Source organism: Nocardia sp. NPDC055321, from assembly GCF_053645575.1.
Genome location: NZ_JBSHMS010000003.1, coordinates 279,161 through 293,833 on the forward strand (window position 1 = coordinate 279,161; position 14,673 = coordinate 293,833).

The following is a 14,673-nucleotide window of genomic DNA, read 5'->3' on the forward strand; positions in this document are numbered from 1 at the left end:
GCAGCCTCATCGATTACCGGTCGAGCACGGTTCGTCCCGCTGCTCGGCGTACGCGGGCACCCACGCGTCCGGGCGAGCGGTCAACCGCCCGACCATGACCGCGCGGACGTGAGCGGGCAACGTGGGCGCGAACTTTCGGACGTAGGAGTCCATCCATTCCCGCCTGCCGAGCAGAAAGGGGAAGTCGGTGGTCATCATGCTGCGCACCACGAGCATCGGCATCGGCGCGTCCAATGGCCGAAAGTCTTTGTTCCACAGGCCCGGTTGATCACAGCCCGGATAGAATTGCCCGAACATCGCGCCCTGCGCCACGAATCTGCTCTTGAATTCGGCGTGGATGTCATCGATCAGCGAATAGTCGGACAGGTTCGGAAAGACGGTGATCAATGCGCGCAGTACCGAAGTCGAACTGCCGTTCCCCGTCGGCAGTGCAGGATAAATCGCAAGTGCGTCCTCGATAATTGCGCGCACCGTCATCGGGTGGGGCTCGGCGCCCGGCACCCGGGCCAGCCACAGCAGATCGCGGCGCATGGCCGGTTTGACGTACGGGCATACCGGCCCGTCACGGCCCAGTTCATCACTGGGACGGGTCAGATAGGAATCCGCCCATGATCGAAATGCCGCGACGGTCGATCGTGCGGCCGGACAAGAAGATGCGGTGTCCCCCAATGAGACCCATTGCAGCCCCGAGCGGGGGCCGATAACACGCTCGCTCATGACTCACCTCGACAGATCGAAGCACAGCGGCAGGCGCCGTTGCCCCATACCTATAAATAGTCCGCCGATGGTGAGTTGTTAACCCGAGTAGTGGGATACCCGAATTCGCCGATAGCGCCCCGAATTTCAGGGGCAGAGCGAAAAAGAAAAGACCGGTCAGATGTTGACCGGTCTTTTCCGAGAAGTGAAAATCAGGCGCCGAGCAGGCGAGTCGCCAGGTAGCTCTCCACCTGATCGAGCGCGATGCGCTCCTGCGCCATCGAGTCGCGCTCGCGCACGGTCACCGCGTGATCCTCGAGGGTGTCGAAGTCGACGGTGATGCAGAACGGGGTGCCGATCTCGTCCTGACGGCGGTAGCGGCGGCCGATGGCACCGGCGTCGTCGAACTCGACGTTCCAGTTCTTGCGCAGCTGCGCGGCCAGATCCTTCGCCTTGGGCGAGAGATCGGCGTTGCGCGAGAGCGGCAGCACCGCGGCCTTGATCGGGGCCAGCCGGCGATCCAGGCGCAGCACGATGCGCTTCTCCAGCTCGCCCTTGGCGTTGGGGGCCTCGTCCTCGCTGTAGGCGTCCACCAGGAAGGCCATGAGCGAGCGGGTCAGACCGGCCGCGGGCTCGATCACGTACGGGATGTAGCGCTCGTTCGCGGTCTGATCGAAGAAACTCAGATCCTGGCCCGAATGCTCCGAATGCGTCTTGAGATCGAAGTCGGTGCGGTTCGCGACGCCCTCGAGCTCACCCCACTCGCTGCCCTGGAAGCGGAAGCGGTACTCGATGTCCACCGTGCGGGTGGAGTAGTGCGAGAGCTTCTCCTTCGGGTGCTCATAGATGCGCAGGTTCTCCGGATCGATGCCCAGGTCCGTGTACCAGGCCATGCGGGTGTCGATCCAGTACTGGTGCCACTGCTCGTCTTCACCCGGCTTGACGAAGAACTCCATCTCCATCTGCTCGAACTCGCGCGTGCGGAAGATGAAGTTGCCGGGGGTGATCTCGTTGCGGAAGCTCTTGCCGATCTGGGCGATGCCGAACGGCGGCTTCTTGCGCGCGGTGGTCTCGACGTTCTTGTAGTTCACGAAGATGCCCTGCGCGGTCTCCGGGCGCAGGTAGTGCATGCCCTCTTCGGTCTCCACCGGGCCGAGGTAGGTCTTGAGCATCATGTTGAAGTCGCGCGGCTCGGTCCACTTGCCGACGGTGCCGCAGTCGGGACAGCCGATGAGGTCCATCGTGACCGTGTCCGGGTCGTCGATCTTGTGCTTGGCGGCGTACGCCTCCTGCAGGTGGTCCTGCCGGTGCCGCTTGTGGCAGTTGAGGCATTCCACCAGCGGATCGTTGAACACCGCGACGTGGCCCGAGGCCACCCACACCTGACGCGGGAGAATGATCGAGGAGTCCAGGCCGACGACATCCTCGCGGCTGGTCACCATGGACCGCCACCACTGCCGCTTGATGTTCTCCTTGAGCTCGACGCCGAGCGGGCCGTAATCCCACGCCGAGCGTGTGCCGCCGTAGATCTCACCGGCCGGGTACACCAGACCCCGTCGCTTGGCGAGGTTGGCGACAGTATCCACCTTCGACTTGGGTGCCACTCGAGATATCTCCATCCGGTCCGGAAGATTGCCAGGGATTCGTTTAAGACTATCTGTCGCGGGCAAGGGAGTTTGCACCCGCTGTCCCCTGTTCGAACCGGACTCGTCACGACCCGCGCCGCGCGCCCATTTGACATGCGCACCCGTGCATACAAAAATGGCATCGATTTCCAATAAGGAGTTGGTTCGATGACAACGGAGAGTGGGGCGCCGCTACGGCGCGCCCGCGTCGAGACGGAACCGCCGATCGCGATTCCGCACGACCCGTACCCCTATCGATCCCCCGTGCCGCCCGCGGTGCCCTCGCGCAATATCCTCGACTCGGCCGGGGAACTGCTGCGGGCGCTGGCCGCGCCGGTGCGCATCGCGATCGTGCTGCAGCTGCGCGAATCGCCGCGCTGCGTGCACGAGCTGGTCGATACCCTCGGGGTGACACAACCGCTGATCAGCCAGCACCTGCGGATCCTCAAGTCCGCGGGCGTGGTCCGCGGGGAGCGCACCGGGCGCGAAGTGATCTACGAACTGGTGGACGAGCATCTGGCGCACATCGTCATCGACGCCGTCGCGCACGCCGAGGAAGGGTGAACCGTGGGAACGACCGAGAAGACAGTCGGTGTTCGCAGCACCCGCCAGCGCAGCGCCATCGCGGCCCTGCTCGCCGACATCGACGAATTCCGCTCCGCGCAGGAGCTGCACGACGAACTGCGCCGCCGCGGTGAGGGCATCGGCCTGACCACGGTCTACCGGACCCTGCAGTCGCTCGCCGACGCGGGCATGGTCGACATGCTGCGCACCGACTCCGGCGAGTCGGTGTACCGGCAGTGCTCGACCGGGCACCACCATCACCTGGTGTGCCGGCACTGCGGATCCACCGTCGAGGTCGAGGGACCCACGGTGGAAGCCTGGGCCGACTCGATCGCGGCCGAGCACGGGTTCACCGGCATCAGCCACACCATGGAGATCTTCGGAACCTGCCCGGCCTGCTCGGCGAGCCGATCCGCCTGAGGCTCGGGATACGACGCGACCCCGCCTGTCCTGACAGGCGGGGTCGCGTCGTGCGTGGGTCGGACGTAGCTCAGACCGCGGGGGCCAGTTCCGGCTGCGCGGCCGGGGCGGTCGCCGTGCGCGGGGTGCGGTAGACGCCGATCCCGAGCAGGATCACCGCGGCGGCGGCCCAGGCCAGCAGGGTCAGCAGCGGGGCGGCGGCGCCCGCGCCGTCGAAGTAGGCGACCGAGCGCAGCAGGCTCGCGGCCGCACCGGGCGGGAGCAGCTGGCCGATCGCGCCCCAGGGCTGCGGCAGCAGTTCGGGGGCGGAGGTGGCCGCGGAGAACGGGTTTCCGACCAGGAGCATGGTCAGGGCCGCCAGGCCGATGCCCGCGCGGCCGAGTGCCGCCGCGAGTCCGGTCACCGCTCCGGCCACCGCGAAGGAGACGAGTCCGGCGATTGCGGCCAGGGTCAGGTAGGAGCCGGGCAGGATCGACAGCCAGCCCTGGGCGATGGCCATGCTGAGCAGGCCGCCGGCCACGGCGAAGCTCACCAGGCCGAGACCGCGCTGCGCCACCGAGGGCACCAGCAGCGTCAGCAGCACGCCGGCGGCGATGCCGGACATGACCAGCGGCAGCACCATGGATCCGAAGCCGGCGCCGCGCGGATCGTCGGAATCGGCGGGCACCACGTCCTGCACGGCGGCGGCGGGCTGACCCGAGAGCTGTTGCGCGACGGCCGAGAGCTGTTGTGCGACGGCGGGACTCGCGGCCGAGGCGACCATGACCCGGGGCGCTCCCCCGCCGGTCACGATGGCGCCGTACACCTCTCGATCCTCGATGGCGGCGCGGGCGGCGGATTCGTCGGCGACAGTGCGGATCTCGAAGGCGCCGGAATCCTGCGCGGTGAGCTTCTGCTCGACCATGGCGGCCTGCGGCCCGGCGACCGCGAGGGGCAGATCACGCGGGGCGATGTTGGTGGCCGGCCAAGCGAACGCGATGAGCATGACCGCCTGGATGAGCGCTGCGGCCAGACCGATGGCTACGGCCTTGCGTGTGGTGTTCATCTGTCCATCCCAAGAAAGCGAAGGTTCGTTCTTTTTGATGGGACAACCCTGACATTCCGCTGTCAGCTTGTCAAGAACGGATATTCGTTTTACTTTTGACGCATGCCCCGAGTCAGCGAAGAACACCTGGAACGCCGCAGGCAGCAGATCCTGGACGCCGCGCAAACGTGCTTCGCCCGCAAGGGCCTCCACACCACGACCATGCAGGACGTCTTCGCCGAGTCCGGATTGTCGGCGGGCGCGGTCTACCGGTACTTCAAGTCCAAGGACGACATCATCGCGGCCCTGACCACCGAGGCCACGGTCGATCTGCGCGCCGCGCTCAGCGAGGCCGTCTACAGCGATCCGCTGCCCACTCCCCCGCAGCTCGTGCGCACCGTCGCCGAGTCGATCGTGCGGCTCAGCGGGCCGGGCGGGCCGGTGCGGCTCATCCCGCAGGCGTGGTCGCTGGCCCTGACCGATCCGAACATCGCCGACTACGTGCGGACCAACATCGGCGGCATGCGGCGGTTGTGGCTGGACTACGCCAACCGCATGCGCGAGGTCGGCTGGCTCGCCCCCGACGCCGACACCGACGCGGTCTCCCGCGCCTTCGTGGGGCTGCTACCGGGGTTCATTCTCCAGTCCCTGATCCTGGGCGACACCGATCCGGAGACCTTCGCGCGGGGCGTGGAGCAGATACTGCCGGCGTACCAGCCGTTGGCGGCGACATCCGAGGTCTCGCCGAACTGACGCGGGCGCGGCGGGCCGGCCCGGCGGCACCGAACCACGAACGCCACCGCGCAACCGGAAACAGCGCTACGACGGGGTCGCGGTCCGCGATCTCGACGAGGCGGGATTCCGCGCGCCGCCTCGTCTGCCGAGGTCGTCGACTCGTGCGGTTCGGGGTGTCGGCGAGATCCGATATGCGGAACGGCCGCAACACCGAACAGTGTTGCGGCCGTTGGGAACTACTCCGCCGGGCTCAGGCCAGCAATCCCTGGCGGGCACGGCCCGCGCCGGAGAGCACCAGCAGCAGCATGGTCGCGAAGGGCTCGTCGTCCAGGCCCGCGGCCGGGAAGGTGTAGCGCAGGATGATGTCGGCCTGCTTGTCGTGCGCGACCAACGTAATCGAGCCGAACTGCAGGGCGGCGTTGCGTTCGGCGACGCGCTTGTGCAGCTGCGGTTTGAGCTGGCGGTCCCAGGCCAGCACGCAGGTCAGGGTGAGTACGTCCAGACCGGGGGCCAGATTCACCCCGCGCAGCGAGCACAGCGCGCCGTCGAACTCGAAGCCGAGCCCGCCGTCCTCGACGCGGACGTCCACGTCGTACTTGGCCAGGCAGGCGCCGGCGCGGGCCTGCAGCTCCTCGGCGGTGGAGACGTCCTCGCTCACCTGACGCCGCCGAAGCGACGGTCCCGCTTGGCGTATTCGAGGCAGGCGGCCCACAGGTTGCGGCGGTCGAAGTCCGGGAAAAGCGTTTCCTGGAAGACGAATTCGGCGTAGGCGGACTGCCACATGAGGAAGTTCGAGGTGCGGAACTCACCCGAGGGGCGCAGGAACAGATCCACGTCCGGCATATCGGGTTCGTCGAGGAATCTGGCGATCGTGTCCTCGTTCACCTTCTCCGGGTCGATCTCGCCCGACTTCACCCGGCGCGCGATTTCCCTTGCCGCGTCCGCGATCTCGGCGCGACCGCCGTAGTTCACGCACATGGTCAGGGTCATGACCGTGTTGTCCTTGGTGAGCTCCTCGGCGACTTCCAGCTCCTTGATCACGCTGCGCCACAGGCGCGGTCGGCGTCCCGCCCAGCGGACCCGCACCCCCATCTCGTGCATCTCGTCGCGACGGCGGCGGATGACGTCACGATTGAAGCCCATGAGGAACTTCACCTCGTCCGGGCTGCGCCGCCAGTTCTCGGTCGAGAACGCGTACGCCGAGAGCCACTTGACGCCGATCTCGATGCAGCCCTCGACGGTGTCCATGAGCACCGCCTCGCCGCGCTCGTGCCCCGCGGTGCGCGGCAGCCCCTGCTCCTGCGCCCACCGGCCGTTGCCGTCCATGACCAGCGCGACGTGCTTGGGCACGAATTCCGCCGGGATGGCGGGCGGGGTCGCCCCGGAGGGGTGCGGCGACGGCGGACGCACGTCGCGCAGGACGGTGGAGGGTTTGCGAGTACCGATCACGCCCACCATCCTGCCCGATGCGTGCGCGGGCTCGACGCCGCCCACAGCATTCCCCCAACCTCCACCCAACTTCCCCACACATCGGACGGGTGCGAACGCGCGGTTCGCGGGTGAGCGTCCCACGATCCGCACCCGATCGCGATTCCGTCAGCGGAGGGTGTCCAGTTCGCGCAGGAGTTCGGAGGCTTCTATCTCGGTGAGTCCGGAGTGCCAGGACGGTGTGTGGTCCTCGAGATCGTCGGGGAGCACGATGTCGTCGATGATCTGTTCCGGGATACCCATGGGGTCGCGGCCGTCGATCCCCGGGGAGATGTAGAGCCGGACCTGGCCGCGATTGCCGGGCAGGGTGCGCAGGAATCGGGTGGTGGAGCCGTTGTCGCCGTAGCCCTTGGCCCAGCCGTAGCGGTTCAGGGCGAGCAGTCTGCCGGTCTGGACGGCGCTACCCCGGAAGGCGTCCGGGCCTTCCCGCAACTGTGGAGATTCCGCGTCGAAGTAGCGGCGCTCGAGTTGCTGGAAGGGTTGGGCCAGGCCGTAGTCGGCGAAGACCTCGGACCAGGTCTTGATGGAATCGCCCAGGTGCAGCGGATGTGCGATGCCGACCGCGGCGTCGTCGGGCAATTCGATGCGGTCGTCGTCGATATCGGCGAGGGTGCCGTCGACATCGATGCGGAAGGCCACGCCGGGTGTGCCGTCGGCGTCGAAGGTCGCCCAGACCAGGCGGCGGGCGAGCTGACGCAGCAGCGGATGGTCGATGTACAGATCGCGCTGGGTGGCCGCGCTCCAGCGACGGCGCTGCACCATGGCCGTTTCCATGCGGATCGATTGATCGACGATGGCGGCCTTGAGAGCCTTCTTGAAGGAGGCGAACGCCGCGTGGGCCGCCGGTGCGCCCGGACCGTCGGTCGAGCCGGGCCGGGGCAGACTCTCGCGCACGGTGCCGTCCGCCTCGCACACCATCGGATCCAGATCGTCGTCGAGGCCGATCACGAACTGCCGCGTGCCGTAATCCACGATGAACGTGCCGTGTTCGCTCAGGCCCAGATCCGGCACCGCGCGGTCGGCGAACTCGGCGGGTGACAACCCGAACCCGGCGGCGAGGTCCCGCACGATCCCGTGTGCCCGCTCGCGCACCTGCGGCCAACTCGAGTTCTCCAGGGCGCGCTGAATATGCATGTGCGCGTTGCGAGTTCCCATCAGCGCCAGCATGTCGAGCGCCTCGACCGCGCGGTTCACGGCTCGGTCGCCCTCGGCGAGCGTGCGCAGCCGGGCGGCGGTCTCGTCGTTGCCGAGCAGGCCCAGAGCCCGCAGCGGCCACATGTTGCGCTTGGCGGGGTACTTCGCGGACACCCATTCGCGATAGAGCGCCCAGACGAAGTCGCCGGTAGAGGCCGGGTCGAGCGCCGCGGCCGCGATCGCCACCCCGGGGTAGTCGCCGTCCGGCGAGCACATCATGAGCATGCTCACCAGGTGCTCCACCGCCGCCACCGGCACCACATCGGTGCTGTCCCGCAACCGGATTCGCGGCAGTTCAGCCACATCGAGCCAGGCCGGCGACTTCGGCACCCGAGTGGGCAGGCGCAACAGCGGATCCCGGTCGAGCATGTCGTCGATGACGGCGGCGACGTCGGCTCCGAAGCCGGCGGCCGCGGCGCGAATCAGCTCGCGGTGACCGGCCCGGTCCAGCGACCACAGCATCTGTTCGGCTTCGCGTCGTGCCTTGACGCCCTTGCCGACCGCGGCGGGAATCAGGTCCGGCATGGCGTCGGCGGCGTTGCGCTCGAACCACTCCCGCGCGGCGGCCGCGATCAGGTCGTCGCGCTCCAGCCACCCCAGCATGACGGCCGTGATCTCGGATCCGACCATGGGCATCAGCAGCGGTGCCCCGAAATGCTCGCTGTTCCGTGCCGCACCGAGTATCACGTCCGCCACGTCGATCCCGTAGCGGCCCAGCAACTTCCGGTGCGGGCCGTCGGCCGGGTAGGAGGAGGCGCTGAAGCCGAACATCCGATGCACCGGGATCTGCGCGAGCAGTGGCAGGTACGGGCGCGCCAACTCTTCCGGTCCGGAGGCGAGCACCCGCACGAGCGGGTACTCGAGTGCGGCCACGGCCTTGTCGATCTCGCGCGTCCACGCCTCCGCGGTCTCGGGCATGCGCCGGAGCCGGATACCGGCCCACTCCTCCTGTTCGCCCGGCAGCCATTTCAGCCGCACCGGGGCCGGGGCGACATCCAGTTCGACCACGACCGGACGAGTCTTCTTGCGCGCCAGCCAGGGTGGTGACGCCAGCACCTCCGGTAGCGAACCGGTATCGGCGTCGATCGGTGTGTGCGTCAACTACTCCCCTGAGCTGCTTGCCATTTGCCTTCGCCAGCAATGTATCCGCGCGGCCCGACACCCGGGCTACCGGCGTGGTCAGCCGACGGAGGCGGACTCGGCGGCCTCGTGGGGGCGGGTGCGTTCGATCAGGGGGAGGGTCCGGAGCTGGCGTTCGAGGTGCCACTGGAGGTGGGCGGCTATCAGGCCGCTGGCCTGGCGGCGCATGTTGTCGGGGACCGCGTCCACGCCGGACCAGTCGCCGACGTTGAGGGCGACCATGTGTTCCAGGACGCCGAGGATGGGGGTGGCCGCGCCGGGCGGGCGGCAGTGCACGCAGACCGCGCCGCCGGCCGCGACGTGGAAGGCGCGGTGCGGGCCGGGGGTCGCGCAGCGGGCGCAGGCGTCGAGGGCGGGAGCCCAGCCCGCGAAACCCATGGCGCGCAACAGGAAGGCGTCGAGGATCAGTTCGTGCGGGCGGCGGCCCAGGGCGATCGCGCGCAGCGCGCCCGCGGTCAGGGTGTGCAGGCGGGGGGCGGGGGCGCGTTCCTCGCCGGCGAGCCGCTCGGCGGTCTCGAGCACGGCGCAGGCGGTGGTGTAGCGGCCGTAGTCGGCGACGATGTCCGAGGCGAAGGACTCCACCGTGTGCACCTGGGTCACGACGTCCAGGCTCCGCCCCGGATGCAGCTGCACGTCGATGTAGGCGAACGGCTCGAGCCGGGCCCCGAACTTGGACCTGGTCCGCCGCACCCCCTTGGCGACCGCGCGCACCAGCCCGTACTTGTGCGTCAGCAACGTGACGATGCGGTCGGCCTCGCCCAGCTTGTGCTGGCGGAGCACCACCGCGTTGTCTCTGTACAGCTGCACCGCAACAGTCTCGCACGCGACACCGACCGCGCACGCCCCGGTCATCGGCGTGCCCGCCCGAACCTCGCACCGCGCCCGATCTTGGCCGAAAGTGACATTGGACGTGTGACCAGAATCGCGCTACGTTTCCTGCTTACAGCTGGGAGACGGGACTCACATGACGATGGCGTCTATTGGTGAACTGGGGCTGGCGGAGCTGGCCGACGCGCTCGCGCAGGGGAAGGTCACCTCGGTCGAGGCGACCGGGGCCGCGCTCGACCGGATCGAAGCGAGCCAGGCGGGCATGAACGCCTTCCGGGTGGTGCGCCGCGCGGCCGCGCTGGCCGAGGCCGCCGAGGCCGACCGCAAGCTGGCCGCGGGCGAGCGGGCGCCACTGCTCGGCGTCCCGCTGGCCATCAAGGACGACACCGACATCGTCGGCAGCCCCACCGCTTTCGGGTGCGGCGGCGACTTCCCGGCCAAGACGCAGGACGCGGAAGCGGTTCGGCGGCTGCGGATCTCGGGTGCGGTGATCGTCGGCAAGACCAACACCTGCGAGCTCGGGCAGCTGCCGTTCACCAGCGGCGACGCCTTCGGCCACACCCGCAATCCCTGGGGCTCCGAGCGCACCCCGGGCGGCTCCTCGGGCGGCTCGGCCGCGGCCGTGGCAGCCGGATTGGTGCCCGCCGCACTGGGTTCCGACGGCGCGGGCTCGGTCCGCATCCCGGCGTCCTGGAACAACCTGGTCGGCATCAAGCCCCAGCGCGGGCGCATCTCGACCTGGCCGCTGCCCGAGGCGTTCGAGGGCCTCACCGTGCACGGCCCCCTCGCCCGCACGGTCGCCGACGCGGCGCTGCTGCTCGACGCCGCCGCCGGCCCGCACGCCGGCGACCTGCACACCCCGCCCGCCCTGCGCGTCTCCGACGCCGTCGGCCGCGACCCCGGCCGCCTGCGCATCGCGCTGTCCCTGCGAATCCCGTTCACCGCCACCAGAACCCGCCTCGATCGCGAGGTGGAAGCGCGCGTACACGCGACCGCCAACACCCTGCGCCGCCTGGGCCACGAGGTGACCGTGGCGGATCTGCACTACGGCGTCATGATGGGCGCGACCTTCCTGCCCCGCTCGATGGTCGGCATCCGCAAGGCCCTGGACGCGCTGCCCGGCGCGACGGTGGACCCGCGCACCGTCGCGAACGCGCGCACCGGCCGGATCCTGGGCCCCGCCCTGTTCGCCGCCCGCCACGCGGAAACCCTGCTGCGCATGCGAATCGGCCGGTTCTTCGACGACTACGACGTGGTCCTGGCCCCCACGACCGCCACCCCGCCCCCGGGCGTGCACGAGATCGACAACATCGGGAACTGGGCGACCGACGAGTTGATCACCGCCTGCTGCCCCTACACCTGGCCCTGGAACGTCCTGGGCTGGCCCGCGGTCAACGTCCCCGCGGGCTTCACCGCCGCCGGCCTCCCCGTCGGCGCCCAACTGATGGGCCCCGCCAACTCCGAGCCCCTACTTGTTTCCGTTGCCGCCCAACTGGAATCGGAACTGAAGTGGCACCAACAGCGCCCCGCTAACTGGTGGAGCGCCCCGGCCGCCTGACAGCCGACCTCACCCATCCGCGACCGGCCCGACTCGGGAGATCGGGCCGACTCGACGCTGCCCGATCCTCGGCCGCACAGCGCGCGAGACGCCCCACGTCAGAACCCCAGGCGCCCCAGCTGTTTCGGGTCGCGCTGCCAATCCTTGGCCACCTTCACGTGCAGGTGCAGGTAGATCCGGGTGCCGAGGATGTGTTCGATCTGCTTGCGGGCGGCGGTCCCGACCTCCTTGAGGCGGGCGCCGCCCTTGCCGATGATGATCGCCTTCTGGCTGGGGCGTTCGACGTACAGCAGGGCGTGCACGTCGAGCATGCCCTCGTGCGAGCGCTTGCCGTCGGCCTCGGTGTCCTCGTTCTCCTCGCGTTCGAGGATGTCCTCGATCACGACGGCGAGCGAATGCGGGAGCTCGTTGTCCAGACCTTCGAGGGCGGCCTCGCGGATGAGCTCGGCCATCAGGGTTTCCTCGGGCTCGTCGGTCAGCTCGCCGTCGGGGTAGAACGCCGGTCCCTCGGGCATTTTCGAGGCGATGACGTCGACCAGGATCTCGACCTGCTCACCCTTGACCGCGGACACCGGCACGATCTCGGCCTCGGGCCCGAGCAGCTCCGAAACCGCCATGAGCTGGTGCGCGATCGCGTCGCGGCTCACCTTGTCGATCTTGGTGACCACGCCGATGACGGTGGTCTTGGGCGCCATGGTCTTGATCTGCTCGACGATCCACCGGTCGCCGGGCCCGATCTTCTCGTCCGCCGGAATGCAGATGGCGATGACATCGACCTCGGAGTAGGTGTCGCGCACCAGGTCGTTGAGCCGCTGCCCCAGCAGCGTGCGCGGCCGGTGCAGCCCGGGGGTGTCCACCAGGATCAGCTGCGTGTGGTCGCGGTGCACGATGCCGCGAATGGTGTGCCGGGTGGTCTGCGGCCGCGAGGAGGTGATCGCGATCTTCTGCCCCACCAGGGCATTGGTGAGCGTGGACTTGCCGGTGTTGGGCCGCCCGACGAAACAGACGAAGCCCGAACGGAATTCGTCCTTCTTACCCTTGCTCACTCGAACACCTCCGACTCGGTTTCCAGATCGAAGCCCGCGGGAATCCCGGGCCGGGTGGCCGGATCGCCCTCGACCGGGGATTCGATGATCTCGAACACCGCGCCCTTGGCGTCGGTGAACACCACGCGGGCCGCGGGCGAGACCTCGCGCACCGCCGCGACGCCGGCGTCGGAGAACCGCCCCGCCACGACCACGGCCGCCTCGAATCCCTCGGCGCCACTGGAGATCGCGGCCGCGACCGCGGCCTGCAGCGCGGTCAGGCGCAGGTTCTCCAGCGTGACCTCACCGGCCGCGTAGGTGCGGCCGTCGGTATCGCGGATGGCCGCGCCCCCGCTGCCGCCGGTGCGCCCCATCGCGCCGCGGGCCAGGGTCAGCAGCTTGCCGTCCTCGGCGTCCAGTTCCGTCATCGGGTTACTCCGTCCTCGTGCGCGCCGTCCGAAAGACGTTCGGCCGCTTCGGTCTTGGCTTTGGCGCTCTGGTCGCCGGTCGAGTGCGGCGCGGTATCGCCCGGCGCCGGCTTCGCACCGGGTTCGGCGGCGCGGCGCACCACCACGGTGTTCACGCGCACGCGCCCGCGGGCGTCCGCCCCGCCCTCGCCGCGCAATTGCAGTCCGTGCATCACGGCCTTGGAACCCGGCAGCGGCACCCTGCCCAGCGCGTGCCCGAGCAGGCCGCCGACGGTGTCGACATCCTCGTCCTCGATCTCCATGCCGAACAGTTCGCCGAGGTCCTCGACCGGAAGCCGGGCCGAGACCCGGTATTTGCCGGGCCCGATCTCCTCGACCGGCGCGGTCTCGTCAGTGTCGTACTCGTCGGCGATCTCCCCGACGATCTCCTCGAGAACATCCTCGATGGTGACCAGCCCGGCGATACCGCCGTATTCGTCCACCAGCACCGCCATGTGGTTGCGGCGGCGCTGCATCTCATCGAGCAGCGCGTCCAGCGGCTTGGAGTCCGGCATGAAGACCGCGGGCCGCATGACGTCGGCGACCTTCACCTTCTTGGCTCGATCCGCGTACAGCACCAGGTCTTTGAGGTAGACGACACCGAGAATGTCGTCGACGTTCTCCCCCACCACCGGAATTCGCGAATGCCCCGATCGCACCGCGAGCGACATCGCCTGTGCGGCGGTCTTGTCCGACTCGATCCACACCATCTCGGTGCGCGGCACCATGACCGCGCGGGCGGGCGTCTCGCCGAGTTCGAAGACCGACTGGATCATCCGGCGTTCCTCGTCGTCCACCACGCCGCGCTCGCCGGCCAGATCGACCACCTCGCGCAGCTCGATCTCGGATGCGAAGGGGCCGTTGCGAAATCCCTTACCGGGGGTGATGGCGTTGCCGAGCAGGATCAACAGTCGGCTGATGGGTCCCAGCAGCGTGCCGATGGCCTGCAGCGGCAGCGAGGCGCCCAGCGCCAGCGAGTAGGCGTGCTGGCGGCCGAGTGTGCGCGGCCCGACCCCGATCACCAGGTAGTCGACCAGCACCATGACGGCCGCGGTGACCACCAGCGCCTGCACCTCGGGCAGCCAGTCCATGAGGACCGCGGCGAGCAGCACCGTGGCGCTGATCTCGCACAGCACCCGCAGCAGCACCATGAGATTCACGTAGCGCGGGCGGTCGGCGATGATGCGCGTCAACCGCACCGCGCCGGAGCGATCCGCGCGCACCAGATCGTCGACGCGCGCGGGAGAGATCGTGTTCAGCGCCGAGTCCAGCGCCGCGAAAACACCGCCGGCCGGCACGAGCACGATCGCCAGCAGCAGCAGAACGAGAGAATTCACGCGGGATCCAGCGGATCACCGGAATCGGTGAATCCGGTCTTGCCCAGCAGTCGCCGATCCCGCTCGGCGAGTTCTTCCCGGATCCGGGCTTCGCGCTGGTTCTCGTACCAGCCCTCCAGGAGCGAGGCCTGCAGGGCGAACATCTCCTTCTCCTCCTCCGGCTCGGCGTGGTCGTAGCCGAGCAGGTGGAGTACGCCGTGCACGGTCAGCAGCGCGAGCTCGTGATCCATGGAGTGCCCGGCCTTCTCGGCCTGCTGCGCCGCGAATTCGGGGCAGAGCACGATGTCGCCGAGCATGGAAGGGCCGGGCTCGGCGGCATCGGGCCGCCCGCCCGGCTCCAGCTCGTCCATGGGGAACGACATGACGTCGGTCGGACCGGGTAGATCCATCCAGCGCATGTGCAGGTCTGCCATGGTGTCGAGATCGACCAGCACCATCGACAGCTCCGCGGCCGAGTGCACGTCCATCTGACCGATCGCGAAGCGCGCGACACTGATCAGTTCTTCTTCGGATACCTCGATACCCGATTCGTTGGCGATCTCGATACTCACCCGCTCAGCCTATCGGCCGAG

Annotated in this window: 15 protein-coding genes; 4 read left to right on the forward strand and 11 right to left on the reverse strand. The window is 68.9% G+C overall.

Features of this window, described 5'->3' with window-relative positions:
• Positions 1 to 6: 6 nt before the first annotated feature.
• Positions 7 to 717, reverse strand: coding sequence for a DUF6875 domain-containing protein (locus tag ACWIGI_RS06095; protein ID WP_454201250.1), 711 nt, complete (start codon positions 715 to 717; stop codon positions 7 to 9).
• Between the two features lie 191 nt (positions 718 to 908).
• A complete protein-coding gene (locus ACWIGI_RS06100; RefSeq protein WP_454201251.1) occupies positions 909 to 2,300 on the reverse strand; it encodes a glycine--tRNA ligase in 1,392 nt (463 codons plus the stop codon).
• Positions 2,301 to 2,489: 189 nt separating this feature from the next.
• Between ACWIGI_RS06100 and ACWIGI_RS06105 the strand changes: the two genes are divergently transcribed.
• On the forward strand, positions 2,490 to 2,885 hold the full coding sequence (locus tag ACWIGI_RS06105; protein WP_454201252.1) for an ArsR/SmtB family transcription factor: 396 nt from the start codon (positions 2,490 to 2,492) through the stop codon (positions 2,883 to 2,885).
• 3 nt (positions 2,886 to 2,888) lie between these two features.
• Positions 2,889 to 3,305 (forward strand): Fur family transcriptional regulator, encoded by a 417-nt coding sequence (locus ACWIGI_RS06110; RefSeq protein WP_454201253.1) that lies wholly within the window; start codon positions 2,889 to 2,891, stop codon positions 3,303 to 3,305.
• 70 nt (positions 3,306 to 3,375) lie between these two features.
• On the opposite strand, the gene ACWIGI_RS06115 is transcribed toward ACWIGI_RS06110, so the two are convergent.
• A complete protein-coding gene (locus ACWIGI_RS06115; RefSeq protein ID WP_454201254.1) occupies positions 3,376 to 4,350 on the reverse strand; it encodes a hypothetical protein in 975 nt (324 codons plus the stop codon).
• Positions 4,351 to 4,452: 102 nt separating this feature from the next.
• Between ACWIGI_RS06115 and ACWIGI_RS06120 the strand changes: the two genes are divergently transcribed.
• A complete protein-coding gene (locus tag ACWIGI_RS06120) occupies positions 4,453 to 5,082 on the forward strand; it encodes a TetR/AcrR family transcriptional regulator (protein ID WP_454201255.1) in 630 nt (209 codons plus the stop codon).
• Between the two features lie 232 nt (positions 5,083 to 5,314).
• On the opposite strand, the gene ACWIGI_RS06125 is transcribed toward ACWIGI_RS06120, so the two are convergent.
• The 4 genes from ACWIGI_RS06125 to recO form a co-directional block, all read right to left on the reverse strand.
• Positions 5,315 to 5,722 (reverse strand): hypothetical protein, encoded by a 408-nt coding sequence (locus ACWIGI_RS06125; protein ID WP_454201256.1) that lies wholly within the window; start codon positions 5,720 to 5,722, stop codon positions 5,315 to 5,317.
• The gene (locus tag ACWIGI_RS06130) at positions 5,719 to 6,522 is read right to left on the reverse strand and encodes an isoprenyl transferase (RefSeq protein WP_354986049.1); all 804 of its coding nucleotides are present in this window, start codon (positions 6,520 to 6,522) and stop codon (positions 5,719 to 5,721) included. Before ACWIGI_RS06130 ends, ACWIGI_RS06125 begins: the two co-directional genes overlap by 4 nt.
• A gap of 138 nt (positions 6,523 to 6,660) precedes the next feature.
• The gene (locus tag ACWIGI_RS06135; protein WP_454201257.1) at positions 6,661 to 8,847 is read right to left on the reverse strand and encodes a DUF4132 domain-containing protein; all 2,187 of its coding nucleotides are present in this window, start codon (positions 8,845 to 8,847) and stop codon (positions 6,661 to 6,663) included.
• Positions 8,848 to 8,925: 78 nt separating this feature from the next.
• Positions 8,926 to 9,693 carry a DNA repair protein RecO gene (recO, locus tag ACWIGI_RS06140; protein ID WP_454201258.1) on the reverse strand — a complete coding sequence of 256 codons (768 nt, stop codon included), beginning with the start codon at positions 9,691 to 9,693 and terminating at the stop codon, positions 8,926 to 8,928.
• Positions 9,694 to 9,856: 163 nt separating this feature from the next.
• Between recO and ACWIGI_RS06145 the strand changes: the two genes are divergently transcribed.
• Positions 9,857 to 11,272 carry an amidase gene (locus ACWIGI_RS06145; protein ID WP_454201259.1) on the forward strand — a complete coding sequence of 472 codons (1,416 nt, stop codon included), beginning with the start codon at positions 9,857 to 9,859 and terminating at the stop codon, positions 11,270 to 11,272.
• A gap of 98 nt (positions 11,273 to 11,370) precedes the next feature.
• On the opposite strand, the gene era is transcribed toward ACWIGI_RS06145, so the two are convergent.
• Genes era through ybeY form a run of 4 tightly spaced genes read right to left on the reverse strand, consistent with a single transcriptional unit; the run spans position 11,371 to position 14,652 of the window.
• Positions 11,371 to 12,318 (reverse strand): GTPase Era, encoded by a 948-nt coding sequence (gene era, locus ACWIGI_RS06150; protein ID WP_454201260.1) that lies wholly within the window; start codon positions 12,316 to 12,318, stop codon positions 11,371 to 11,373.
• Positions 12,315 to 12,725 (reverse strand): cytidine deaminase, encoded by a 411-nt coding sequence (locus tag ACWIGI_RS06155; RefSeq protein ID WP_454201261.1) that lies wholly within the window; start codon positions 12,723 to 12,725, stop codon positions 12,315 to 12,317. The genes era and ACWIGI_RS06155 overlap by 4 nt, the downstream gene beginning before the upstream one ends.
• Positions 12,722 to 14,101, reverse strand: coding sequence for a hemolysin family protein (locus tag ACWIGI_RS06160; protein WP_454201262.1), 1,380 nt, complete (start codon positions 14,099 to 14,101; stop codon positions 12,722 to 12,724). Before ACWIGI_RS06160 ends, ACWIGI_RS06155 begins: the two co-directional genes overlap by 4 nt.
• The gene (ybeY, locus tag ACWIGI_RS06165) at positions 14,098 to 14,652 is read right to left on the reverse strand and encodes an rRNA maturation RNase YbeY (protein WP_454201263.1); all 555 of its coding nucleotides are present in this window, start codon (positions 14,650 to 14,652) and stop codon (positions 14,098 to 14,100) included. Before ybeY ends, ACWIGI_RS06160 begins: the two co-directional genes overlap by 4 nt.
• Between the last annotated feature and the right edge of the window lie 21 nt (positions 14,653 to 14,673).